This window comes from Ethanoligenens sp. (assembly GCF_047718355.1).
Taxonomy (GTDB): Bacteria; Bacillota; Clostridia; order Oscillospirales; family Ethanoligenentaceae; genus Ethanoligenens.
Genome location: NZ_JBDNLG010000041.1, coordinates 1 through 23,024, shown reverse-complemented (window position 1 = coordinate 23,024; position 23,024 = coordinate 1). Strand labels below are relative to the sequence as shown.

Below are 23,024 nucleotides of genomic sequence, written 5' to 3'. Positions count from 1 at the left end.
GTTTTAACTTGAATGCCGCCGCATCACGGACGACAAATGAGGCCGGTCTTGCAGCGCGTATAACGCGCGTGTGTACGGGTTGAAGGTTCTGTGACCGGGCAGATCGGCACAGGGCTGCTTGTTCTGCTCGGGGTGGAGCAGGCGGATACCGAGAAAGACGCGCAGACATTGGCGGCAAAGACCGCCGGACTGCGTGTTTTTTCGGATGCTGCAGGCAGGATGTGTCTTGGCGCGTCCGATGTGGACGGCGGATTCCTTGTCGTATCCAACTTTACGTTATATGGCGACTGCCGCAAGGGCAGGCGGCCTGAATTTACGCGAGCGGCGGGTGCGGAGCAGGCACAGGCACTTTATCATGCGTTTGTGCAGGCGCTCTGCGGGGCGTGCATACCCACTGGAATGCCGGTAGAGACGGGACGATTTGGTGCGGACATGCAGATCGAGATGGACGGCGACGGCCCGGTGACGCTGGTGCTGGACACGGCGGATTGGAGGTAAATGCGATGGATATCAAGTATTTGCGGGTGGGCCAGATTGGCACCAACTGTTATATTGTCTGCGATAAGGCCGGCGGAAAGTGCGCCGTGATCGACCCCGGTGCGGATGCGCAGCGCATCATCGCCGCTGTGGAGGAAAACGGCTGTGTGCCGCAGATGATTTTGTTGACGCACGGACATTACGACCATATCGGCGCGGTGCACGAACTGCTGGCACATTTCCATTGTAAGCTGGCGGTTCCCAAAATGGAGCTGGACTTTTTAAACAATCCCCACCGCAACCTGCAATCCTCCGTAGGCGGTGGCAATTTTGAACCATTCCGGCCGGATATCTTGTTTGAAGACGGCGATACGGTAGAGGTTGCCGGGCTGAAATTTCACGTGCTGCACACGCCGGGGCATACGCCCGGTTCCTGCTGCCTGCTCTGCGAAGACGTGATGTTCAGCGGGGACACGCTGTTTGCGGGCAGTGCGGGACGCACCGATTTTCCGGGCGGCGACCCTGCCGCCATGCGGGTCTCTATGAAAAAATTGGCGGCACTTTCGGGGAATTTTCAGGTTCTGCCGGGTCACGGCGGCTTTTCTACACTGGATGAGGAGCGCGCGAACAACCCGTTTTTGGCAGGTGCGGCAGACGCATGAAGCTGTATCTTCTCGGACAAACTATGCGGTACGAGGCGGGAAATCTTTGTTTTTTGTTCTTCCCCGGCGAAAAGATCGAGGAAGAGACCGACCTCGCGGCACACGGTGATTTTTATGCGATTATGCGGTTCAAGCGTGGGAAGACGCAAACACATGTGCTGGTGCTGCTTGGCCGCGCGGGAAAAAAGAGCCGTGCCCATGCGACCTTTTCTGCCGAAGCAAAGAATCCTGTCAAAGCGGGGGAACACGCACTGGGCCGCGCGTTCCTGACGGCGGGGGAAGCATTGTGCGGGTTCCGCCCGCCATGGGGTATTCTTACCGGTATCCGTCCGGTCAAGCTGGCGCGGGAGCTGCTTGCATCCGGTTTGGACGAGCGGCAGGCTGCGCTTCATTTTACGAAAGATTTGTGGGTTTCACCGCAAAAAGCCACCCTCTGTCTGCACACTGCCAGAGAGGAGACACGCATCACGGCGCTTTCCACACCGCAATCCGCCAGCCTGTATATATCCATTCCATTTTGCCCCACGCGCTGCTTGTATTGCTCATTTATCTCCCAGGATGTGGAAAAGTCTAAAAAGCTTCTGCCTGCTTATGTGGAAAAACTGTGCTCGGAGTTGGCGGCGGTGGGCGCGTTGGCCAAAAAGCTGCATTTGCGGCTGGAGACAATTTATATGGGCGGCGGCACACCCACATCCCTTTCCGCACCGATGCTCACCCAAATTTTTGACACGGTGCGTGCGGCGTTCTTTTTGGATTATCTGCGCGAATATACTGTGGAAGCCGGACGGCCGGACACCATCACGCCTGAGAAACTCGCCGCCATTAAAGCGGGAGGCTGCACACGCTTGTGCATCAATCCGCAGACACTGGACGCGGCGGTGCTGCAGTGTATCGGCCGTGCGCACACGCCGGAACAGTTTTTCACTGCATTTGCCGCCGCGCGTGCGGCAGGATTCACCTCGATCAATACAGATTTAATCGCGGGTCTGCCGGGTGACACCCCCGAGGGATTTGCGCGCACGCTTGACTTGCTGCTGCCGCTTGCCCCGGAGGGTGTGACGGTGCATACCCTTGCCATGAAACGTTCCTCCAGACTGGTGTCGTCCGGTGGAGCGCGGTACGATGCGTGCGGCCAGAATGTGGAGCGGATGCTTTCCGATGCCTACGGACGGCTGGATGACGCGGGGCTTGCGCCATATTATCTTTACCGCCAACGCAACACTGTGGGAAATCTGGAGAACACCGGGTTCGCCCGGCCGGGGCACGAGGGTCTGTACAACGTGTTCATCATGGATGAGACGCACACTATTCTTGCGGCAGGTGCGGGCGGCGTGACAAAAATGAAACAACCTGCGGGTGTCCGCATTAAGCGGGTATTCAATTTTAAATATCCCTATGAGTATCTTGCGCGATTTGACGAAGTGCTTGCGCGCAAACAACAGGTGGAGGCGTTTTATGACGGCAGTGCTGCCCAAAATCCGCGTGGATGATGTCAACTTCCGGGCGACGGACGCTATGGCTTTTTTCCAGGAATGCGACGCACGTTATGAGAGGGAACTGACGCTGATTGTCGACCAGATCATCCAGCGTGCGGGACATCGGCAGTTCATTCTGCTGGCGGGGCCGTCTGCATCGGGTAAAACAACGACATCGCTCAAACTCAAGGCCGGCTTGATGGCGCGCGGTGTGCGCACGGTTGCCATTTCACTGGATGATTTCTTCAAAGACCGTGCCGACACACCGCTGCTGCCAGACGGCAGGCCGGATTATGAATCACCCGCCGCATTGGATCTCGACCTTTTCACGCAGGTCACGAAACAACTGCTGGAGACTGAGAAAGCAATGTACCCGGTGTTTGATTTCAAATTGGCGAAGCGCGGGGACAAAGTGCGGCGGCTGGAATTGCCGCAAGGCAGTGTGGCGGTGGTGGAGGGTCTGCACGCGCTCAACCCGCTGGTAGCCGCCTGCCTCCCCAGCGAGCGCATCTTTCGCTTGTATGTCAGCGTCAGCTCCACGTTCGCGGACGAGAGCGGTGATGTGCTGCTGAGCGCGCAGGATGTGCGGCTGGTGCGTCGCGTGCTGCGGGACTACCGGTTCCGCGCGTCCAGTGCCGCGCATACATTGGAATTGTGGGAGGGTGTCTGCCGGGGCGAGGACACGTTTATCCGTCCGTTCAAACCGTTGGCGGATGTGACGCTGGACACGGTTTTCCCTTGCGAACCCTGTCTGTTTGCCGGCATGGCGCTGTGGCATTTTGAGAGTGCGTGGGAAGACGGCCCGCACACTGCGGAGGCGGAACGGCTGGTAGATGCCATGAAACGGTTCACACGGATATCCCAGCGCATGATTCCTTCTGCCTGTCTGCTGCGTGAGTTCCTTGGCGGCAGTCTTTACCTAAACAAGAAGACCCTCAAACGCCGCGGTGGCGGGCGCGGCCGGCGCTCAAGCTCAGGTAAGGCAGTTGTCGGATGACCGCTCTATGCTCAGGCCTCTGCGGCAATGTTTCTTCCGCACATAAAAGCGTGGGAAACCCACCCGCGCGCATATTGTGCGGAACCGTAGGGAATGGTATAATACAAATACGCAATGTGGCGCGACAGGAAAAAAGGAGTGATTGGCCATGGGGATTTTAGAAGATGCGGTCATCACGGCGAAAGGCGCTGTGGATTTTGCCGGCAAAAAAACCGGTGAGATCGTGGAACTTTCCAAGCTGAGGATTTCGGCTGCCGAGATCGAGGGTAAAATCAAAAACCTGTATGAATCGTTGGGTCGCTCGGTCTATAATGCGGCGAAAACTGAAACTGACGCGACCGCGCTGGTGAACGAAAAATCCGCGCAGATCGATACGTTGACCGCTGATTTGGCCGCCGTACAGGAGAAGATCTCCGTGCTGCGTGAAGAAAAGAAATGTGCGGCTTGCGGCGCCGTGAACGCGCAGGATGCCAACTTTTGCAAAAAATGCGGAGCACAGCTCTAATCTTTAGATGTTTTTCTGGGCGCAGCCGCCCATGCCACCGAGCAGGGAGTTCCTGTTTGGCTGGTATGGGCGGTTTTGTGCGCGGTACATCACATACCCGGAAAAGGGCATGATGGTGTGCGGTTTTGCCGATTATTGAAGAAAAAGGAATGGATCGTTTTATGGATAAAGCAGAAATGGCCTGTCAGCTGGCCGCCCAAACCATTCAAAACGCTTCGCCGCTGCGCCCTCAGACGGCGGTGGTGCTTGGTTCCGGCCTGGGCGGATTTGCTTCCGCTGTGCAGGGTGGTGTGCAGCTGCCCTATGCAGATATCCCGCATTTTCCGCGCGCAACCGCGCCCTCTCATGCGGGTGAGCTGCTGATCGGCACACTGGCGGATCATCCGGTTTATGTGTTTTCAGGGCGGTTTCATTATTATGAAGGGCTGTCGTTTCGCCGCGCCGCATTTTTTGTACGTGTACTAAAGCAATTGGGCGTGCGCAATCTGCTGCTCACCAATGCCGCCGGTCTTATCAATCTGGATTTTACCCCCGGTGACCTCATGCTCGTGCAGGACCATATCAATTTTTCTGGTCAGAGTACTTGCCGTGGCCGGAATGAGGAAATGTTCGGGGAACGCTTTTTTGACATGTCTGACGCTTACAGCAGCGAACTGCGCGCCCTCGCACACGCCTGTGCGGAGGATACCGGCGTTCTGCTGCGCGAGGGTGTCTATGCATTCATGCCCGGCCCACAGTATGAAACACCGGCTGAAATCCGTGCGCTGGGCCTTCTGGGTGCAGATGCGGTTGGTATGTCCACCGTGCCGGAGGTGATTGAGGCGGTGCATTGCGGTCTGCGTACCCTCTGCATTTCCTGCCTGACCAATTATGGCGCGGGACTGTCGCCCAATCCGCTGCGCAGCGACGAGGTCAATGATATCGCATCCACCCGCGCCGGCGACCTGTCCGCCCTGCTTCTTGCACTGATTGGGCGGCTTTGAGCGCTGTTTTGCGTCCTTCGCGTGGATTTGAAAAGATATTTGTCCGCAATGCGCATAGATACTTGAAAAATCGAAAAAGATAAGGTAATATAAAAGTACTTTGCATGTTCCGGTGCCGTACCCTGTGCCGGCCAGCGGAAAATATCAGTATCTGATCAGACGCGGCGTATGTTCGTCCGTCTGGCAGGCAAACGGTGAATGCATGGAATTTCAACTCAAAAAACGGTATGACTTTGACGACCTGTTGGCATTGATGGCGTTCTTGCGCAGTGAAAACGGCTGCCCTTGGGACCGCGCACAGACACATGCATCTGTGCGCTCCAATTTTCTGGAAGAAACATACGAGGCAGTCGAAGCGCTTGATGAAAATGACCCTGTTCACCTTTGCGAGGAGCTAGGGGATGTGTTGCTACAGGTCGTTTTTCATGCCCGTATGGAGGAGGAAACCGGGCGATTCGGTATGCTTGACGTGGTGGACGGCCTTTGCCGCAAACTGGTTGAACGCCATCCGCATGTGTTTGGCCAGCGGGGTGCGACTACGCCGGAACAGGCGCTGCAAAGTTGGGACGAGGTTAAAAAACGTGCGCGCGGTCAGCAAACGCAGGCTGATGCGTTGGAAAGTGTGTCTCACGCCTTGCCTGCGGCCATGCGGAGCGCTAAGGTGTGGAGAAAAGCGACCAAAAACGAACCGGCGCCGCCCAAGACTGCCGATTTATTGGCAGAAGCACACAAGGGATTGGACAAGCTTGCGCAGGCGCTTGCCCAAAGCAGTACGGAACAGACCGCTCGGCTTTCCATCGCGCACGCAACAGGGTTTGCACTGTTTTCGCTCTGCACGTTTGCGTCCTCGGTAGGTGTGGAGGCGGAACAGGCGCTCACGGATGCATGTGACGCATACATTCGCACGTATACGGTGGAGGAGAACCGGGTGCCTGGCGCAGCATCTCCCTCTCAGGCCGCTCTGGCGGCGCTCCGGGAGCAAGAACCTGTATTGCAGGCCCGTCCTGACGGGTTTCAATAAGATCACCATAATTTTGGAGGGAATAATCAATGACAAAAGCCGAATTGATCGCGAAAGTGGCCGAAAAAGCGGGACTTTCCAAAAAAGATGCGGAAAAAGCAACGGGTGCCTTCATTGATTCTATTGTAGAATCTCTGGTGGCTGAAGAAAAGGTGCAATTGGTAGGTTTCGGCACATTTGAAGTACACCATCGGGAAGCGCGTAAAGGCCGCAACCCGCGCACTAAAGAGGAAATTACCATTCCTGCATCCACTTATCCGGTTTTCAAGGCGGGCAAACCGTTTAAGGATGCTGTTTCCAAGTAAACCCCCGTCCTGTGGGAGAGAACCATGCGGCTTGACAAATTCCTGAAGGTTTCCCGTATCATCAAGCGGCGCACTGTGGCAAACGAGGCCTGCGATGCGGGTCGTGTGACGGTGGGTGGCAAGCCGGTGCGTGCCTCATATGAGGTCAAGCCTGGCGATGTGCTGGAAATCACCCTTGGTGGGCACCCGTTCAAGGCCGAAGTGCTGGAAGTTGCGGAACATGTGACTAAAGAGGGCGCATCTTCTTTGTATCGGGTCTTGGATGCGTAGAAACGTGATACGGCTTCTGTTTTCATAAAAACGTATAGAATCAACAGTTGACAGAGAAAACCGTCGTGGCAGGTGTGCCGCGGCGGTTTTTTCTGTATTTTACGGTTCAGAGGAACTATTGTGGACAACTTCTCATACGATGGCATGGATGGAAAGCCACCATCTGCATTTCCACTCTTTTTGAGGAGGATAACCATGTATAGCCGTAATGAACTGTTGGTTACCGGGTTGTTTGTATTAAGCCTGATTATTGCAGCCGGCGGAGCCACGCTGCTTGCCCTGGGCTTTCTTACAGCGCCTTTTTTTGTACCGCTGGCTGTAAGCTTGGCGCTTGCAATCGTAATTGCTGCACTTGCTGTGTCTGTGTCGGCTGTATCCGGTAGGGATGGCGGTTCCGCCGATTACCGGAGGAGAGTCGTCTGTGGCTGCGGCAGCGCTTATTTACGTCCGTCAATTGTTTCGGCGCTAATTGCGTTGGTGGTTGCGCTTGTTTTCAGCGGTGCTTCCGGCGTGTCTTTGATTGTCGCCGCCGTGCTGTTCGGGCTGACGGTTTTGTTCCTTTTGTTTGCGCTGTTCCTGCTTGCTGCGTTTATTCTCTGCGTATTGGACAGCGTGTGCCATTATTGCCATTGCAATGACGATAATTGCCAATGATTTTCGTTTTCCCAAAAGGCGATATTGCTCAATAGAGCGGATGACTGCCAAGGCTGTCGTCTGCATACGCTCCCGCCCGCAGTTTTGCTGTGGGCGGGTTTGCTGTTCGCATTTTTTTGGTTATATTTCGTGTGGCGCACACATAGAGTGATAGCGCAGGGATAGCCAATGGCTCCCGCTTGACAGAAAAACAACGCGGCCGCTGCGCGGCTGTGCCGGAACACGCATGGAGGGAAAACGATGGCAGTACAATCAGAGAGTCAGATGCCTAAAAAGGTGCATAACGTGATTTTGGAGGATCGGCGTCTGCTCACCGTGTCTGGTGTGACCGATGTCGACAGTTTTGATGAAGAGAATGTGGTGCTGTTCACCGAGTTGGGGGAATTGACAGTACACGGGTACAATCTACATATGAATAAACTGAGTGTGGAAACAGGCGAAGTCAACGTGGAGGGGGACATCGCGTCGCTGTCCTATCGTGATGAGGTGCCGCACAGCGGCGGACTGTTTGGACGGATATTCAAATAAGGAGGAGGACAATTGACCGTTTCGGCGTCTTCACAAATGATGCTGTTCCTGTTTGCAATGGGAATCGGCGGTGCGTTTGGGCTGGTTTACGATATACTTTATCTCGGCCGGTTGCTTTCACCCTGCGGAAAATTGCTTTCTTTTTTATTGGATTGCCTTTACCTGCTGGCGTGCGGCGTTTTTACCTTTTTATTTTTGCTGGCAGGCAACGCGGGTGAAGTCCGCTTTTTTATTCTGGAGGGGGAACTGCTGGGGCTTTTGTTCTATCGCTTCACGCTGGGGCTACTTGTGGCAAAAGCAATGCGCTGGTTTGCCGCTCGTACCCGCCACGCGGCCGCTTCCGCAGGCAGGCGGCTGAAACGCCCTGTAGTACGCGCAGGACACAAAATGGGCGCGCTATTTTCTGAAAAAAGCGGGCAAATAAAAAAAAGGTGGCCTAAGGATCGTAAAGTTGCCCAAAGGTGCTTGAAACCGGTGCGTGAAGTGATGTATAATTTATTCTATAAAGTTAGGCATAAGATGGCCAAACCTGCTGCGCGTAAAAAATGACCGGTGCAAGGAGTCTCGGATGACAAAACATAAAAGTGTGATTTTTCGTATGGCGCTTGGCGTGTTCATTGTTTATATTGCTGTGACGTTGATTCAGCAGCAGGTGCAGATCGGCCAGCATAAAGCGCAATTGGCACAATTGCAGACACAATATAAGCAGCAGCAGGGGAAAAATGCGGAACTGCAACGGGTGCTGTCTGAGAATGATGACCAGTATATGGCCGGTGTCGCGCGGGACAAGCTTGGTTATACCAAATCGAATGAGCGAATTTATATCAATGTAGCGGGCAATTGATCATGCGGTGTCCGTCTATTTTTATATAAGGCCAACGGGGCTGCACAGTGGCAAGCTGCGCGGTTTGTTCCCAGAACGGTTTGTTTTTCACCGAGGTTTTAGGAGGATAAGCAGGTTTTATGCAGCTTGAGGTTGGAACCGTATTGGAAGGAAAAGTGACGGGCATTACCAAGTTTGGCGCTTTTGTAGAACTGCCTGGCGGCAAGACGGGTATGGTTCACATATCCGAGGTAGCCCCTACGTTCGTCAAAGAAATCCGCGATTTCGTGCAGGAAAACCAGGTGGTCAAGGTCAAAGTATTGGCCATCACCGAAGATGGGAAGGTCAGCCTTTCGATGAAGCGGATAGAGGCTGCCGCCCCACCAAAGCGTCCGTCTGCCGGACGGCCGGGCGGCTATGAGTGGTCACCGCGCAAAAACGATAATCTCTCCTTTGAAGAAATGATGAACAAGTTCAAGCAATCGAGTGATGAGAAGCTGTCCGATCTCAAAAAATATATTGATCCCAAACGGGGGAATGTTTCTCGGCGTGTGGGCACTAAATAATACGCGAACATTCGACGGCAATCTGCCCATGAATGTTACAGTTTCGAAGGGCCGTTCTGAACTGCAAAAACGAGGTGCAGCCGAACTTTCTGTGTGCATTGTGTCCGCAGAAAGAGTGGAAGCCGTTCTCGTTTTTGGTTTGGGGCAGCTCTTTTCTTCATCCCGCTTTTCCCAATTGACGTAAAAAAATAGCCGCCGGATTATCGGCAGCCGCATACAAATAAAATTAAAGAATTGGGGAAGTGAAAGGGTATGAAGGGAGTTGCATATATAGATTACCACAAATAGAAATATTTGTAAACAATGAAAATGAAAAAAATATGACTTTTTTGAAAGGCAGGGAACCTTATGGTGGACGTATTGATTGTTGGCGGTGGACCGGCAGGGGTAACAGCGGCGATCTATGCCGCGCGTGCGGGTCTTTCCACGATGATTTTGGAGCGCATGGGCGTAGGTGGACAGGCCGCGACGACCTTTGAAATAGAGAATTGGCCGGGCAGCACATTGATCACAGGATTTGATTTTTCAACCAATCTGGAGAAACACGCCAAGTCTGTGGGCGCCGAGATGGTGTACGGGGATGTCACGGCATTTTCGTTGGAGGGTGCCGTTAAAAAAGTAACGACAGCCAAAGAAACATACGAGGCCAAAGCGGTGATTCTTGCACTGGGTGCGGAACGCCGTCTGCTTGGCGCGCCAGGTGAAAAAGAACTTACCGGACGGGGTGTGTCCTATTGCGCAACGTGTGACGGCAACTTTTTCCGCAAAAAGACGGTTGCGGTAATCGGCGGTGGCAACAGCGCGGTCGAGGATGCAATTTATCTGGCAAACATCTGTGAAAAAGTGTATATCATCCACCGACGGGATCAATTCCGTGCGGAAGGGTATCTCCAACGGAAACTGGAGGGACTCTCCAATGTGGAGAAGATATTCAACACTGGTGTGGAGCGCATTGAGGGCGAAACTGCCGTGACCGGTCTTGTGCTCAAAGAGAAGAGCGACGGTGCCGAACGTGTATTGCCGGCATCGGGCATCTTTATTGCTGTTGGCACTAAGCCGCGCACGGATTTGCTGGCGGGTGCGCTGCCGTTGGACAAGGGCGGCTACGTGGATGTGGACGAAAACTGCGCCACGCCATTGCCCGGCGTTTTTGTGGCGGGGGATATCCGCAAAAAAGCGCTGCGGCAGATCGTGACCGCGGCATCCGACGGCGCCAATGCCGCCAATGCCGCCATCCATTTTCTCGCGTAAGACAAGGCGATGTCGCCGGTATTTGTTATTGTGCGGCTTGCAGATATAAAGGGTTAATAACGTGTTGATTCAAAATGCGCGCGTCTTTACGATGGAAGGCGCGCTGATTGAGCATGGCTGGTTGGAAACGGAAGGAAACCGCATTAAAGCGCTTGGCGCGATGGATACGGTTCCGGTCACGACGGGCGAAGTGTTCGACGCAAAAGGCGGCAGTTTGCTGCCGGGGTTGGTGGACGCGCATACCCATCTGGGCATGTGGGAGGACAGCCTTGGTTTTGAGGGAGATGACGGTAATGAGAAAACCGACCCGTCCACGCCGCATTTGAGTGCGGTGGACGCGGTCAATCCGCTTGACCGTTGTTTTTCCGAAGCGCGCGAGGCAGGTGTGACCACTGTTGTCACCGGACCGGGCAGCGCCAACCCCGTGAGTGGGCAGCTGATTGCCATGAAGACCGCCGGGCGGCGCATTGACGACATGCTGCTCAAGGCACCGATTGCCATCAAATTTGCGTTGGGTGAAAACCCGAAAACGGTTTACCATGACCGTGACGAGACGCCTACCACCCGGATGGCGACGGCGGCGATTATTCGGGAGCAGCTGCTCAAGACGATGCGTTATCGGCAGAAATTGTTGGCCTGCCGGGAGAACGAGGAGTTGGAGGAGCCGGAGTTCGATTACAAATGCGAAGCATTGCTGCCGCTGTTTTCGGGTGAGGTACAAGCCCACTTCCACGCGCACCGTGCAGACGATATTTTTACTGCGCTGCGTATCGCAAAAGAGTTTGAACTGGATGCGGTCATTGTCCATGCTACGGAGGGACACTTGATTGCGGAAGAACTGGCGGCGGGGCAGGTCAAGGTTCTTTCCGGACCCTTTCTGTGTGATCGCTCCAAACCGGAGCTGAAAAACCAGACACCGACCACGCCGGGACAGCTGGTAAAAGCCGGGTTGTTCCCTGCACTTATCACCGACCACCCGGTTATCCCGACGCAATATCTGACGCTTTGCGCCGCGCTGGCAGTGCGTGAAGGGATGGATCGTGCTGCCGCGCTGCGTGCCATCACGATCCGTCCGGCGGAGATTTTGCACCTTGAAGACCGTGTGGGTTCACTGCGCGTCGGTAAAGACGCCGATCTGGTTGTGTTCGATGGAGATCCGCTGGATTTTTATGCACATACCACCTTTGTGGCGGTGAATGGGAAACGTGTCAAGTAAGGACGTTGCAGCTTGAAGATCCATGAAAGTGTGCGAGAGAAAAAAGCGGTATCTGTTTGCTTATTTCCGCCGACAGTGTGACAGGATGCTTGTGGGTACTTCCCAAAAGGGTACCACTTTTTATAAACGGTTTGGATTTGTTTATCACCACACCAGTTCGGCTTTTTTTACACGGCAGTATCCCGTACCTATTTATGAGGACGGCATCCAATGCGTCGATATGTTGTATTTGCAAAAAAAGCTGCGTGAATAGATCTCCGGCACTGTTTTTTAATAAACCAAAGGAGGACGTATGGCAAACTGTGAACCGCCGGTGGTGAAATCAAAGCAGTCACCTGCTACCTGTTCGGTCGATCCCAGACATCAAGAAGAGCCGTCACAACAAGCGGCGCAGGAGCCGGAAACAGCAGGAACACCGGAGCAACCGACTTATGCGTGGATGGTTGTGCAGAAGACGCTGGGCGTTTATATTGCCAAACCGTATTCTTTGGCGGGTTGCTCCCGCAGTGTGGGCAGGCTGCGGATTGTGGCGTTGTTCGTGCTGGTGGCTGTGGGAATCGCAGGTACTGCGTTTTTCCGTCAGCCCGAGCCGTTCCAATTTGCCCGTATATGGGCGACCGGCGGATTTCTGGGCAGCATTGCGCTGCTGCTTTGGGGTGTGGGGCTCTTTTTGTTTGGGTTCGTGCGCTCGCTGATGGTGTGGCCTGCCGGCATTTTGCTCGTGGCACTGTGGACAGGGGGACGTTTTGCACTGGAATGGGCATGGGCGCGTTCCCCGTTGCTGTTTGCCGCGTTGGCACTGTTCTTGTTTGCGGTGCTGATTGGCGCCTTGCGGTATTTGATAAAGATCCTGCTGGTGTCGTTCAGTGCGACCTTTTGGCAATATGAGCGTGACGGCATACTGCGCGCGGCAGACCTGCCGTTGGGCGAATTGCCGACTGTGAAGGGCTATACAACCTTTTTATCTAGTGAGATGCAGATTCCGTTTGCCGTGCAGGAAGAGGAACCCGCCTCGGAGATTGGTGGACTTCTGCGGGATTGTATTTGTTTTTGTGCGCGACGGCGGTTGATTTTCTGCGGATATGTTCTGGACACGCGGGGCAAACGTTTGACGTTGTTTTTTTATGCGGATGATGCGGAGCGGGCACGCCGTGCAGTCATGCGGTTTGTGAGCAAGCAGGGATTGACGGCGGAAGTGACTCTACACAAAGACCCGGATTGGCAGCGATTCCGGGCGGATGTGTATCCCAATGAAATGGAATACCAGCAGATTCACAACCGGTATCTTTATGACAATATGGAGGCGGGCGGGTTCGATTTCTCGCAGACCGTGCCGCAGATTTTTACTTTTTATTTTTCAGAGTCAAAGGATGCCCGTGCTTTTGCCAAACAGAGCGTTTCGCTCGGCTACGACGATGCGCGATATTTTGACCGGGAACAGCAGATGCATGAGTTAGGCGACGACCCGGCATTTTCCCATGCGGTGTGTGCGCAGTTGACCGGACGAGTGGGGCTTGCACGAATGAATTGTAATACCGACCGTGCGATGGAATTGGCACAGCAGTTTCATGGGCAGTTCTATGAGTGGGAGATTGGGCGGCTGTCGCCGGAAGCATAGTTGTTCCTGTGGGTGCGGTTTGGCAGGTGCACAGCAAAAAGCGGTTCCTTTGTGGGAACCGCTTTTCCTATTTTAAGGTTTTTTGGGACAAGGGGTTGCTATCTGAGAAACGACCTGCTATAATAAAGAAAATTCCATATAAATTTGGACAAAAACAAAACGATTTATGTCCAAATTACACAACTTCAGGCTTTTTGAAAGCCAATACGCCTAACCGATAAGGAGATGGTCCCATGCATGTTAATATTACAGGCCGCAAAACGCAACTCAAAGAAGCTTTCAAGGAAAAGGTCATCAAAAAAGTGGGTAAGTTCGAGCGCTTTTTTGAACCAGACGCAACGGCTTTTGTAACCGTTACGATTGAGGGCGAACGGCAGACCGTCGAGATTACCATTAAAAACAAGGGTATTGTGTTTCGCTCTGAGGAGACCACGCCGGATATGTCGGCCTCGCTTGATATTGCGATCGACCACATTCTGCGCCAAATCCATAAGAATAAGACCCGGCTGGAAAGACGCCTGCGTGTCGGCGCGTTCGAGAGCGTGCAGGAGGTAGAAGAAATTCCGCCGATAGAGGCAGTGCCGTCGTTTGATGTGGTGAAAGTGAAATCGTTCCCAGTCAAGCCGATGGATGTGCAGGAAGCAATTTTGCAGATGAACCTTTCCGGCCATCTGTTCTTTGCGTTCCTAAATGCGGAAAGCGAAGATGTCAATATCGTATATAAACGGAGCAAAGGCGGTTACGGCGTGCTGGAGCCTGTTGCGAATGACGAGGACTGAGCGACCGTAAAACTGCAAAAAAATATGAAGGAAAGACGGGCGGCTGTGCAGTCGCCCGTCTTTCCTTTGCGTCATTTGCTCTTCGAGGTTGTTCCCGCAGCCGGAATGGGGTATAATAAACAGATGTGACGGCGTGATTCGGCAACTTTTTTGAACAATATCCAGTAAACTATGAACACCGATAGATGGGATGAACAAACATGACGAACTATACATTGACGTGCCCGTGCCTGTTTGGGCTGGAAAGTCTGGTGGCGGAGGAAGCACGCGCGCTCGATTTTGCGGATGTGGCCGCATTTGACGGACGGGTGGTCTTTACGGGGGATGCAAGCGCCATTGCCCGTGCGAACATTCACCTGCGCTGCGCGGAGCGGGTGCTCATCCGGCTGGCGGAATTCCCCGCGCGCAGTTTCGAGGAACTGTTTGAGGGTGTGCGCGCCATTCCATGGGAAACATTTGTGGGCAAAAACGACGCGTTCCCGGTGAAGGGGTGGTCGCTTAAGTCCGCACTGCACAGTGTGCCGGATTGCCAGGCCATCATCAAGAAAGCTGCTGTGGAACGGTTGAAAAGCAGCTATCATGTGGATTGGTTCGAGGAGACTGGCGCACTGGTGCAGATTCGGTTTTCCATCCATAAAGATATGGTGGATATCTATCTGGACACGTCGGGCGACGGACTGCACAAGCGCGGTTACCGTCTGAAAGCCAACGAAGCGCCGCTCAAGGAAACATTGGCGGCGGCGATGGTGCGCCTGTCCCGTCCGTTTGCGGACAAGTTCTTTTGTGACCCAATGTGCGGTTCCGGCACATTGGTGATTGAAGCCGCCATGCTGCTGCAAAACATTGCGCCCGGGCTGAACCGCACCTTTGCCGCCGAGCGTTGGCATTGGATCTCCGCTGAAGTCTGGCAGGAGGCACGCGCGGCGGCGCGGGACGCGGTGGATCGCAAGCCCTGTTTGATTGAGGGGAGCGACAACGACCCGGCGGCGATATCCTTGGCAAAAGAAAATGCCAAACGAGCGGGTGTGGACGATTGCATCCGGTTTGAGCAGCGGGACGTGCGAGACTTTTCACCTACGCAGACCCGCGGCGAGGTGGTGTGCAATCCGCCTTATGGCGAGCGGATGCTGGAAGCGCGTGAGGCCGAGGATCTTTACGCGGAATTGGGCGCTTTATATCGTAAATTGCCACAGTTTCAGTTTTATATCATCAGTCCCAGCGACCGGTTTGAACTGCTTTTCGGCGCGCGCGCGGATAAGCGCCGCAAACTATACAACGGGATGATTCGCTGCGAATTGTTTCAATATTTTCGTCCTCGTGCGAAAAATTAGACAAAAAAGATAGGCGCAGGGGGCGAAATTTGCATTTTATTCGGCAAATTGACGAAAATGAAAAGATTCCCTTATGAGCACTTGATTTTTACCAACAGAGTGATTACAATAGTTTTAGCACTCAACGGAATGGAGTGCTAATTGTTTGAAACAAAAAAATTCGTTCAAGGAGGAATTTTAAAATGACACTCAAACCTCTTGCGGACAGAGTCGTTATTAAACTGGTCGAGGCGGAGGAAACCACGAAAAGTGGTATCATCCTGCCGGACAACGCCAAGGAAAAGCCCCAGATTGCGGAAGTGATCGCGGTGGGTCCGGGCGGCGTGGTGGATGGCAAAGAAATCACCATGTACCTGACAGCCGGCCAGAGAGTAATCGCCAGCAAATATTCAGGCACCGAAGTTAAGGTGGACGGCACCGAATACACCATCGTGCGCCAAGGCGATATCCTGGCCATTGTGGAATAAAAACCGGTTTTGAAAAGTTTGTTTTATGAGGCGCCGCTCTTGTGCGGCAGTTTCGTAAATTACGGGAGGTAAAGGTAACGATGGCAAAAGAGATCATTTATGGCGAAGAAGCTCGCAAAGCGCTCCAGAAGGGCGTGGATAAGCTCGCCGATACCGTTAAAATCACCCTCGGCCCGAAAGGCCGCAATGTGGTGCTGGAGCGCAAATATGGCTCCCCCCTCATCACCAACGACGGCGTGAGCATCGCCAAAGAGATTGAACTGGAAGAGCCATTTGAGAACATGGGCGCGCAGTTGGTCAAAGAAGTAGCCACCAAGACCAACGATGTGGCCGGCGACGGTACCACCACCGCTACGCTGCTTGCACAGGCACTCATCCGTGAAGGTATGAAAAATGTGGCCGCGGGCGCAAACCCGATGGTCATCAAAAAGGGCATCCAGAAAGCGGTCGACACCGCAGTGGAAGTTCTTAAGAAAAACGCGAAAAAGATCAGCGGCACGGCAGATATCGAAAGTGCCGCCACCATCTCCGCGGGCGACGCCTTCATCGGCAAGCTGATTGCGGAAGCAATGGAAAAAGTGACCAGCGACGGTGTGATCACGGTTGAGGATTCCAAGACCGCCGAGACCACCTGCGATGTGGTTGAGGGAATGCAGTTCGACCGTGGCTATGTCACACCGTACATGGCGACTGATACCGAGAAAATGGAAGCCGTCATTGACGACGCGCTCCTGCTCATCACCGACAAGAAGATTTCCAGCATCCAGGATATCCTGCCGTTGCTCGAGGAAATCGTGAAATCCGGCCAAAAGCTGGTCATCATTGCCGAGGATGTAGAGGGCGAAGCACTTTCCACTTTGATCGTCAACAAACTGCGCGGCACCTTTACCTGCGTTGCTGTTAAAGCACCGGGTTACGGCGACCGCCGCAAAGATATGCTGCGTGACATCGCCATCCTCACCGGCGGCGAAGTAATCTCCAGCGACCTCGGCCTTGAGCTGAAAGACGCCACCGTTGCACAGTTGGGCCATGCCCGTCAGGTCAAGGTGAGCAAAGAGACCACCACCATCGTGGAAGGCGCGGGCGACCCGCAGGCCATCAAAGACCGCGTTGCACAGATTCGTGGACAGCTTGAGAGCGCCACCAGTGATTTCGATAAAGAAAAACTGCAAGAGCGCGTGGCAAAACTGGCCGGCGGCGTAGCGGTTCTCCGCGTGGGTGCGGCAACCGAGACCGAGATGAAAGAAAAGAAACTGCGCATCGAAGATGCTCTGTCGGCAACCAAAGCGGCTGTGGCCGAAGGCCTTGTGGCCGGCGGCGGCACGGCGCTGGTGAACACCCTGCCTGCGGTTCAGGCACTGCTTGAGACCGAAGAAGACGCCGATGAGAAGACCGGCGTCAAGATCGTGATCAAAGCTCTTGAAGAGCCGATTCGCCAGATCGCGTTTAACGCGGGCTTGGAAGGTTCGGTCATCATCGACAAGATTCTGCAGTCCGGCAAGGTCAACTATGGTTTCAACGCCGCTAAAGAAGTTTATGCGGATATGTTCGAAGCCCGCATCGTGGACCCAACCAAAGTGACCCGCAGTGCGTTGCAGAACGCGGCCTCCGTTGCGGCGATGGTGCTCACCACTGAGTCCCTCGTGGCCGACAAGAAGAAAAAAGAGGCACCTCCGGCAGCCCCGAACCCGGGTATGGGCGGCATGGGCGGCATGTACTAAGAACAGGCGCAGCCTGTGTTTAGGTTCATGCGGGCATAGCCTGCATGGCATGTGCGGAGATTGCGCAGCTTGAAATGTGGGCATTTTCGTCCCGGTAGGCTTGTTTTTCCAGCAGATCACCAGCCTGTGGACGCGGCTCATGTTTCTGTGCGTGTTTTGTACAGCTAAATCTTTCAATATAATAGCGGTCTGTGGCCGCAAAGCGCAAAAGGCGCCGGCCGAAAGTCCCGCGCCGTTTTGTATATTTTTAGCTGCACAAACGGGTTTAATTAGGATGTTTGCCGCTTTTACGTCGCGCCGCCCTTTCAAATAAAACCAATCCGTATCTTTGTTGTACAATGCAATCAACAGATCGGTGTAAGTGCGCAATTCCTGTACGTGCTCGTTGCCCATCCATCCGAGGATGCGCTCGAAAAGGGTGCCCGTGATGTCCAGCAATGCCTCATTAGGATATTTTTTTTCGTACAAACGCTCCAGTTCCTCCACGCGTTCTTCCCAGTTGACGGCAGGTGTGTGGTTAGGTAGTTGTTTCTGCATCTATCATTCAGCCCTTTCAGTTGCAAAATAAGGCGGAAGCGGCCCATCAAAAAAAGCGGACGCAGGCCGTCCTTACAAACGTACCCACATCCGCTTCCAAAAGGTATAACAAGCCTGCGTTTGCATGGGAAAAGCCCGCGACGAAAGCACGCCGCGCACCTGCCGTCCGCTTGCAAACACATAGCATATCGTTTATACTGTTGAAGTGTCGGAGCGCCGGCTTTCGCTGGCAGTGTGGGTGGTTGTGCACCTGCATTGGCTCCGTCGTGTTCCAGCACGGCGGGGCTGCTTCGGCCCTTTTTTTGGGCCGCATTCCGTCTTTTTTATTATAAAGAGATTTTTACCAACTTGCAACCCCGTTCGACATATTTTGCAAATCAGTTCGACCGAGGGGCGGATAACGGTTTTCGGACGGTAACCGATAAGTTTTGGTTGAAATTCGACCTTTGCGCTTTTATAATAGAAAGGACGGTCTGCCCGCGCCTGTGGGCAGGCAAATCAAACAATTGCATAACACCGCTGCCATCCGGCAGTTGGTTTCGATAGAAAGGCGGAAAAATCATGGCGCAGAACGGCGGCAAAAAACTGGTGGAAGCCATCACCCCGATGGATGAGGACTTTGCCAAGTGGTACACGGACATTGTGAAAAAGGCGGAGTTGGTGGACTACTCCACTGTGCGGGGCTGCATGTATATCCGCCCCTATGGCTATGCCATTTGGGAGAATATCCAGAAGTTTTTAGATGCGAAATTCAAAGAAACCGGACATGAGAACGTTTATATGCCCATGTTCATCCCGGAAAGCCTGCTGCAAAAGGAAAAAGACCATGTGGAAGGCTTCGCACCGGAAGTGGCGTGGGTGACACACGGCGGCGGAGAAAAACTGGAAGAACGCCTTTGCGTGCGTCCGACCAGCGAAACGCTGTTCTGCGAGCATTATTCGCATATCATCCACAGCTACCGCGACCTGCCAAAACTGTACAACCAATGGTGTTCGGTGGTGCGGTGGGAGAAAACCACCCGTCCGTTCTTGCGTTCCATGGAGTTTTTGTGGCAGGAAGGGCACACCATGCACGAAACCCCCGAAGAAGCAAAGCAGGAAACCACCGGAATGCTGAATATCTATGCGGATTTCTGCGAAAAGATGCTGGCGATGCCGGTGGTGAAAGGCCGCAAAACGGAAAAAGAGAAATTTGCGGGCGCGGAGGCGACCTATTCCATTGAATCGCTGATGCACGACGGCAAGGGTCTGCAAAGCGGCACGTCGCATTATTTCGGCGATGGGTTTGCCCGCGCGTTCGACATCCAGTTCACCGGACGCGACAACAAGCTGCAATACCCATTCCAGACCTCGTGGGGCGTGACCACCCGCTTGATCGGGGCAATCATCATGGTACACGGCGATGACAGCGGGTTGGTTCTGCCGCCGCGCATCGCGCCGATTCAGTTGGCCATCGTGCCGGTCGCCATGCACAAGCCCGGCGTGCTGGATAAAGCCAACGAGCTGCTGGTGCGCCTGCAAAAAACGCTTCGCGTAAAACTGGATGCCTCCGACAATTCGCCGGGCTGGAAGTTTGCCGAGTATGAGATGAAGGGCGTGCCGCTGCGGCTGGAGATCGGCCCGCGGGATATCGAGCAGAACCGCTGTGTGGTGGTGCGCCGCGATGACCGGCAGAAGATTGAAGTGTCGCTGGACGAGTTGGAAACCCGCTTACCCGCTATTCTTGACGATGTGCAGGAGGCGCTTTACCAGAAAGCGTTGGCGCGGCTCAATACCATGACCTATACCTGCACCGACCTCGACGGCTTTACTCAGACGGCAAACGAGAAGCCGGGCTTCATCAAGGCCATGTGGTGCGGCGACAAAGCCTGTGAGGACAAGCTGAAAGAAGTAGCGGGCGTGACCTCCCGGAACATCCCGTTTGAGCAGGAGCACCTGTCCGACACCTGTGTGTGCTGCGGCAAACCCGCCAAACATATGGTCTATTGGGGCAAAGCCTATTGAGCGGGCACAGCCCGCGTTTAAGCTCAGGAGAATTTTGCGAGAAAGGCAATGCACAGCCTGAAAATGGGCACAGTCTACTTTAAAGTAGTGAGAAAACGAATTTGTATTTGCCACAGCCCAAGTGTCAAAAACCGTTTTACGGGCGTTGCCCATAAAACACAAAAAGAAATGACAGGCTGACGATTTAAAGGAGCGCCCATGCAACTGCTGTTGCATGGGCGCTCTTTTTCTATCATGAAGAAATGGAACAGGGACTATTTATTTTGCCAGCTGCACCGCTTTGTATGTGATGAAGATGCGCCGTCCCACAATGGAACCGCAGGAAACTGCCAACAGCGCAATGGAAAGCAGGGCGGCAAACGGGCTTCCGGCAAAGAAGGCGGAAACAGCCCATTTAAATAGGAGGACAACGGTAAAGAAAATCACACTTGCGTAAGAATTGCGGTAGATCATGCCGTTTGCATCGCTGTCGAAATGCATGGATTTTCCGCGCAGCAGACCGATCCCCAGTCCTGCACATCCGCCGACAATCAGGGCGAGCGTGATGGAGATTTGCGCCGCGGGTGTAGCAGCGGGAATGTGAAGCACTTCCTCCGCAGTCATAGACAGCAACAGCACAGGTACCAGCCAGATCATCACCGGATTAAAGTGCTTGACTTTACCGCGCATGACCCCCGCGAACATCAGAAAAATAATAATCAGGGAAAAATAGCCCATGGATTGCGGATTCATACAGACCCCTCCGTACATGTTTGCAACTGATTTGTTCATGCATAGTATAGGTGATTTGGAAGCTGACCGGTAGATGCCAAACGTCACAACCTGCGTGACATTTAGCACTTATGCACGCAGCGGTTGGCGGCGGGCAAGCAGATAAGCAATGACGGCAAAGACTGCGCCGGTTATCAGCGCGTGCAAAGAGGCTGCTGCAATATGGTGGTAACCCGTATACCATGAAGCGGCAGCTGCCAAAATCGGTTTGCTGCATAAGGGTATGCCTACGCTCCAGAAAGTCGCAAAGGCAATCCAGAAAATCGCATGAAACGCCCTGCCAATCTTATAGAGCAGTGTGCCGTACAGGAGGCCGAAGCAGCTGACGGCAAACAGTAGGCAGAAGTAATACCACACGCCCTGTATCGGAGAGGCCTGCGGGTCGAGAATGCCATAAATGCTGCCGCCTGTAAAGTGCATGACCCGGCTCCAGACCACGGTAAAGCCGTCTGAAAGCACAGAGAGGATGGCGAACGCCGCGTCTGCACAGAGAGTTGCCAGCAGAATACCGCCGAAGCTGGTCGTGCGCGTATTGCCGAATAAGAGCAGATTGTTCCACATGTTTTTATAAAGGCTGTACATGAAGAAAAAAGTGTAGATTACAACGAACAGGATCAGACTGCTTTGCACGGTTTTCGGGCCATCCGGGGTGACGGCATTGATGAGCGTGGTTAAGCCGATGATAAAAGCAAAATAAATGATGGTGACAATCACCGCGCTTTTCCAAATGCGCGCCAACGCAAAGCGGGCACATTTCCAGATGCGTTCCATCAGTTTTCCTCCTTATGTGCGTCGGTCAGGTAGATGAACAGCTTTTGGACCGGCACAGGGGAGACCTCCAGTCCGTCTTGTCTCCAACGGATCTTTTGCTCTTCGGAGATGTCGCCGTACACCGCGCAGATGCGCAGCCCTGCGATGTCCTCGGTATGCAGGGTGCGCAGGCCCTGTGCGGCTTTCTCTACGGCATCTGCCCGTCCGGTTAGGTAGCAGGCGCGCTGCCGCAGGGCGTCTACCTGCGTCTGTTCCATCAGCCGCCCTTGCTTGACCATAATGACTTCTTCAAAAATGCCTGCCGATTCCTCAATGAGGTGCGTGGAGAGCAGAAAGGTGCGCGGATGCTCGGAGAAGTCCCCGATGATCTCCTGATAGAATTGGTCGCGCGCGGCGGCGTCCAGTCCCAGTGTCGGTTCGTCAAAGATGGTCAGCTCTGCGCGGCTGGCAAGACCGATCACGATGCGCAAAATGGATTCGTACCCGCGCGACAGTGCCCGATATCTGTTTTTGATGTTTAGGTCAAAACGCTTGCAGAGTGCCGCCGCATAGGCGCGGTCAAACCGGGGGTAAAACAGCGCCGCAAAGCGCAGCAGCTCCCGCACGGTCATTTTTTCGACAAATAGATTTTTTTCCGCCATGTAGCAGATGCGCGGTAAAATTTGTTGATTTTCCACCGCGTCTTCTCCGAATGCCGCCACGCTGCCTGCGTCCGCGAAAATGCGGGAGGTAATGATATTCAGAAACGTGGTTTTGCCGGCGCCGTTTCGCCCCAGCAGTCCATAGATTTTGTTTGGCTCAAGTGCAACCGAAAAATCCGAAAGCGCCTGCGTCTTGCCATATTGCTTGCAGAGACCCTCGGCTTGCAGGACGGTATTAACCATGCTCTTTTTCCCCCTTCTCAAGTAACGTGAACAATTCGGCATGTGTCAGCCCCAGGTTTTTTGCTTCGTGCAGCAAGGTGACAATGTAGGTTTGATAAAATGCGTTCTTGCGTTTGGCGCGCAGCTTTTCCCGCGCCCCTGTGGCGACAAACATGCCGATTCCTCTCTTCTTGTAGACAATGCCTTCTTCCACCAGCAGATTGATGCCTTTGCCGGCCGTGGCCGGGTTGATCTGAAGCAGGGTGGCCAGCTGATTGGTAGAGGGCAGTTGTTCTTCCTCCTGCAACGCGTCGCGCAGGATGTCGTCCTCGATGCTTTCTGCAATTTGCAGATAGATGGATTTCTCATTGTCAAAGTTCAGCTTCAAGCGCGCCCCCTCCTCTTTGTAAAGGTTATATGGTTAATTAC

Annotated in this window: 26 protein-coding genes and 1 pseudogene; 23 read left to right on the top strand and 4 right to left on the bottom strand. The window is 53.9% G+C overall.

Going from position 1 to position 23,024, the window contains the following annotated elements; translation table 11 throughout:
* The first annotated feature begins 36 nt into the window (after positions 1-36).
* The 23 genes and pseudogenes from dtd to proS all read left to right on the top strand — a co-directional run bounded on the left by dtd (position 37) and on the right by proS (position 20,190).
* Positions 37-498, top strand: a pseudogene (gene dtd, locus ABF463_RS07905) (D-aminoacyl-tRNA deacylase).
* A gap of 5 nt (positions 499-503) precedes the next feature.
* Positions 504-1,139: an MBL fold metallo-hydrolase gene (locus ABF463_RS07900; protein WP_415533049.1), complete on the top strand. Its 636-nt coding sequence runs from the start codon at positions 504-506 to the stop codon at positions 1,137-1,139.
* Positions 1,136-2,629: a coproporphyrinogen dehydrogenase HemZ gene (gene hemZ / locus ABF463_RS07895; RefSeq protein WP_415533048.1), complete on the top strand. Its 1,494-nt coding sequence runs from the start codon at positions 1,136-1,138 to the stop codon at positions 2,627-2,629. Before ABF463_RS07900 ends, hemZ begins: the two co-directional genes overlap by 4 nt.
* A complete protein-coding gene (locus ABF463_RS07890; RefSeq protein ID WP_415533047.1) occupies positions 2,595-3,611 on the top strand; it encodes a uridine kinase family protein in 1,017 nt (338 codons plus the stop codon). Before hemZ ends, ABF463_RS07890 begins: the two co-directional genes overlap by 35 nt.
* 148 nt (positions 3,612-3,759) lie before the next feature.
* Positions 3,760-4,116: a zinc ribbon domain-containing protein gene (locus tag ABF463_RS07885; protein WP_415533046.1), complete on the top strand. Its 357-nt coding sequence runs from the start codon at positions 3,760-3,762 to the stop codon at positions 4,114-4,116.
* A gap of 161 nt (positions 4,117-4,277) precedes the next feature.
* The gene (locus ABF463_RS07880) at positions 4,278-5,099 is read left to right on the top strand and encodes a purine-nucleoside phosphorylase (protein ID WP_415533045.1); all 822 of its coding nucleotides are present in this window, start codon (positions 4,278-4,280) and stop codon (positions 5,097-5,099) included.
* A 124-nt stretch (positions 5,100-5,223) separates the two neighbouring features.
* Positions 5,224-6,120 (top strand): MazG family protein, encoded by an 897-nt coding sequence (locus tag ABF463_RS07875; RefSeq protein ID WP_415533044.1) that lies wholly within the window; start codon positions 5,224-5,226, stop codon positions 6,118-6,120.
* Positions 6,121-6,149: 29 nt separating this feature from the next.
* Positions 6,150-6,425 (top strand): HU family DNA-binding protein, encoded by a 276-nt coding sequence (locus ABF463_RS07870; RefSeq protein WP_415533043.1) that lies wholly within the window; start codon positions 6,150-6,152, stop codon positions 6,423-6,425.
* Positions 6,426-6,449: 24 nt separating this feature from the next.
* Positions 6,450-6,695 carry an RNA-binding S4 domain-containing protein gene (locus ABF463_RS07865; RefSeq protein ID WP_415533041.1) on the top strand — a complete coding sequence of 82 codons (246 nt, stop codon included), beginning with the start codon at positions 6,450-6,452 and terminating at the stop codon, positions 6,693-6,695.
* Between the two features lie 195 nt (positions 6,696-6,890).
* Complete coding sequence (locus ABF463_RS07860) at positions 6,891-7,349, top strand: hypothetical protein (protein WP_415533040.1); 459 nt, start codon at positions 6,891-6,893, stop codon at positions 7,347-7,349.
* Between the two features lie 240 nt (positions 7,350-7,589).
* Positions 7,590-7,877 carry a sporulation protein YabP gene (gene yabP / locus ABF463_RS07855; protein ID WP_415533038.1) on the top strand — a complete coding sequence of 96 codons (288 nt, stop codon included), beginning with the start codon at positions 7,590-7,592 and terminating at the stop codon, positions 7,875-7,877.
* A 12-nt stretch (positions 7,878-7,889) separates the two neighbouring features.
* On the top strand, positions 7,890-8,426 hold the full coding sequence (gene yabQ, locus ABF463_RS07850) for a spore cortex biosynthesis protein YabQ (protein WP_415533037.1): 537 nt from the start codon (positions 7,890-7,892) through the stop codon (positions 8,424-8,426).
* A 19-nt stretch (positions 8,427-8,445) separates the two neighbouring features.
* Complete coding sequence (locus ABF463_RS07845) at positions 8,446-8,721, top strand: septum formation initiator family protein (RefSeq protein WP_415533035.1); 276 nt, start codon at positions 8,446-8,448, stop codon at positions 8,719-8,721.
* A 119-nt stretch (positions 8,722-8,840) separates the two neighbouring features.
* Positions 8,841-9,266, top strand: a complete 426-nt coding sequence (locus tag ABF463_RS07840; RefSeq protein ID WP_415533034.1) for a S1 RNA-binding domain-containing protein — start codon at positions 8,841-8,843, stop codon at positions 9,264-9,266.
* A gap of 348 nt (positions 9,267-9,614) precedes the next feature.
* On the top strand, positions 9,615-10,517 hold the full coding sequence (trxB, locus tag ABF463_RS07835; protein WP_415533033.1) for a thioredoxin-disulfide reductase: 903 nt from the start codon (positions 9,615-9,617) through the stop codon (positions 10,515-10,517).
* A gap of 61 nt (positions 10,518-10,578) precedes the next feature.
* The gene (locus ABF463_RS07830) at positions 10,579-11,733 is read left to right on the top strand and encodes an amidohydrolase (protein WP_415533032.1); all 1,155 of its coding nucleotides are present in this window, start codon (positions 10,579-10,581) and stop codon (positions 11,731-11,733) included.
* A 22-nt stretch (positions 11,734-11,755) separates the two neighbouring features.
* Positions 11,756-11,986 (top strand): hypothetical protein, encoded by a 231-nt coding sequence (locus ABF463_RS07825; RefSeq protein WP_415533031.1) that lies wholly within the window; start codon positions 11,756-11,758, stop codon positions 11,984-11,986.
* A 39-nt stretch (positions 11,987-12,025) separates the two neighbouring features.
* Complete coding sequence (locus tag ABF463_RS07820) at positions 12,026-13,351, top strand: ribonuclease E inhibitor RraB (RefSeq protein ID WP_415533030.1); 1,326 nt, start codon at positions 12,026-12,028, stop codon at positions 13,349-13,351.
* A 233-nt stretch (positions 13,352-13,584) separates the two neighbouring features.
* On the top strand, positions 13,585-14,130 hold the full coding sequence (gene hpf / locus ABF463_RS07815; protein ID WP_415533028.1) for a ribosome hibernation-promoting factor, HPF/YfiA family: 546 nt from the start codon (positions 13,585-13,587) through the stop codon (positions 14,128-14,130).
* 200 nt (positions 14,131-14,330) lie between these two features.
* Positions 14,331-15,461, top strand: coding sequence for a THUMP domain-containing class I SAM-dependent RNA methyltransferase (locus ABF463_RS07810; protein WP_415533027.1), 1,131 nt, complete (start codon positions 14,331-14,333; stop codon positions 15,459-15,461).
* A gap of 182 nt (positions 15,462-15,643) precedes the next feature.
* Entirely contained in the window at positions 15,644-15,928 is a 285-nt protein-coding gene (locus ABF463_RS07805) for a co-chaperone GroES (RefSeq protein WP_415533026.1), read from the top strand.
* An 80-nt stretch (positions 15,929-16,008) separates the two neighbouring features.
* The gene (groL, locus tag ABF463_RS07800; RefSeq protein WP_415533025.1) at positions 16,009-17,649 is read left to right on the top strand and encodes a chaperonin GroEL; all 1,641 of its coding nucleotides are present in this window, start codon (positions 16,009-16,011) and stop codon (positions 17,647-17,649) included.
* Between the two features lie 1,098 nt (positions 17,650-18,747).
* The gene (proS, locus tag ABF463_RS07795; protein WP_415533024.1) at positions 18,748-20,190 is read left to right on the top strand and encodes a proline--tRNA ligase; all 1,443 of its coding nucleotides are present in this window, start codon (positions 18,748-18,750) and stop codon (positions 20,188-20,190) included.
* 258 nt (positions 20,191-20,448) lie between these two features.
* On the opposite strand, the gene ABF463_RS07790 is transcribed toward proS, so the two are convergent.
* The 4 genes from ABF463_RS07790 to ABF463_RS07775 all read right to left on the bottom strand — a co-directional run bounded on the left by ABF463_RS07790 (position 20,449) and on the right by ABF463_RS07775 (position 22,983).
* Entirely contained in the window at positions 20,449-20,922 is a 474-nt protein-coding gene (locus tag ABF463_RS07790) for a hypothetical protein (protein WP_415533023.1), read from the bottom strand.
* Between the two features lie 108 nt (positions 20,923-21,030).
* On the bottom strand, positions 21,031-21,732 hold the full coding sequence (locus ABF463_RS07785; protein ID WP_415533022.1) for an SPW repeat protein: 702 nt from the start codon (positions 21,730-21,732) through the stop codon (positions 21,031-21,033).
* On the bottom strand, positions 21,732-22,616 hold the full coding sequence (locus tag ABF463_RS07780; RefSeq protein ID WP_415533020.1) for an ABC transporter ATP-binding protein: 885 nt from the start codon (positions 22,614-22,616) through the stop codon (positions 21,732-21,734). The genes ABF463_RS07785 and ABF463_RS07780 overlap by 1 nt, the downstream gene beginning before the upstream one ends.
* Complete coding sequence (locus ABF463_RS07775) at positions 22,609-22,983, bottom strand: GntR family transcriptional regulator (protein ID WP_415533019.1); 375 nt, start codon at positions 22,981-22,983, stop codon at positions 22,609-22,611. The genes ABF463_RS07780 and ABF463_RS07775 overlap by 8 nt, the downstream gene beginning before the upstream one ends.
* Positions 22,984-23,024 lie beyond the last annotated feature (41 nt).

Coding starts and splice junctions, on each gene's coding strand:
- ABF463_RS07900 (WP_415533049.1), top strand. CDS start 504: ATGGATATCAAGTATTTGCGGGTGGGCCAGATTGGCACCAACTGTTAT.
- ABF463_RS07785 (WP_415533022.1), bottom strand. CDS start 21,732: ATGGAACGCATCTGGAAATGTGCCCGCTTTGCGTTGGCGCGCATTTGG.
- hpf (WP_415533028.1), top strand. CDS start 13,585: ATGCATGTTAATATTACAGGCCGCAAAACGCAACTCAAAGAAGCTTTC.
- ABF463_RS07865 (WP_415533041.1), top strand. CDS start 6,450: ATGCGGCTTGACAAATTCCTGAAGGTTTCCCGTATCATCAAGCGGCGC.
- ABF463_RS07825 (WP_415533031.1), top strand. CDS start 11,756: ATGAAAGTGTGCGAGAGAAAAAAGCGGTATCTGTTTGCTTATTTCCGC.
- ABF463_RS07840 (WP_415533034.1), top strand. CDS start 8,841: ATGCAGCTTGAGGTTGGAACCGTATTGGAAGGAAAAGTGACGGGCATT.
- ABF463_RS07810 (WP_415533027.1), top strand. CDS start 14,331: ATGACGAACTATACATTGACGTGCCCGTGCCTGTTTGGGCTGGAAAGT.
- yabP (WP_415533038.1), top strand. CDS start 7,590: ATGGCAGTACAATCAGAGAGTCAGATGCCTAAAAAGGTGCATAACGTG.
- ABF463_RS07860 (WP_415533040.1), top strand. CDS start 6,891: ATGTATAGCCGTAATGAACTGTTGGTTACCGGGTTGTTTGTATTAAGC.
- proS (WP_415533024.1), top strand. CDS start 18,748: ATGGCGCAGAACGGCGGCAAAAAACTGGTGGAAGCCATCACCCCGATG.
- ABF463_RS07805 (WP_415533026.1), top strand. CDS start 15,644: ATGACACTCAAACCTCTTGCGGACAGAGTCGTTATTAAACTGGTCGAG.
- ABF463_RS07780 (WP_415533020.1), bottom strand. CDS start 22,616: ATGGTTAATACCGTCCTGCAAGCCGAGGGTCTCTGCAAGCAATATGGC.
- ABF463_RS07890 (WP_415533047.1), top strand. CDS start 2,595: ATGACGGCAGTGCTGCCCAAAATCCGCGTGGATGATGTCAACTTCCGG.
- ABF463_RS07790 (WP_415533023.1), bottom strand. CDS start 20,922: ATGAATCCGCAATCCATGGGCTATTTTTCCCTGATTATTATTTTTCTG.
- ABF463_RS07820 (WP_415533030.1), top strand. CDS start 12,026: ATGGCAAACTGTGAACCGCCGGTGGTGAAATCAAAGCAGTCACCTGCT.
- ABF463_RS07845 (WP_415533035.1), top strand. CDS start 8,446: ATGACAAAACATAAAAGTGTGATTTTTCGTATGGCGCTTGGCGTGTTC.
- ABF463_RS07870 (WP_415533043.1), top strand. CDS start 6,150: ATGACAAAAGCCGAATTGATCGCGAAAGTGGCCGAAAAAGCGGGACTT.
- hemZ (WP_415533048.1), top strand. CDS start 1,136: ATGAAGCTGTATCTTCTCGGACAAACTATGCGGTACGAGGCGGGAAAT.
- trxB (WP_415533033.1), top strand. CDS start 9,615: ATGGTGGACGTATTGATTGTTGGCGGTGGACCGGCAGGGGTAACAGCG.
- ABF463_RS07885 (WP_415533046.1), top strand. CDS start 3,760: ATGGGGATTTTAGAAGATGCGGTCATCACGGCGAAAGGCGCTGTGGAT.
- ABF463_RS07880 (WP_415533045.1), top strand. CDS start 4,278: ATGGATAAAGCAGAAATGGCCTGTCAGCTGGCCGCCCAAACCATTCAA.
- groL (WP_415533025.1), top strand. CDS start 16,009: ATGGCAAAAGAGATCATTTATGGCGAAGAAGCTCGCAAAGCGCTCCAG.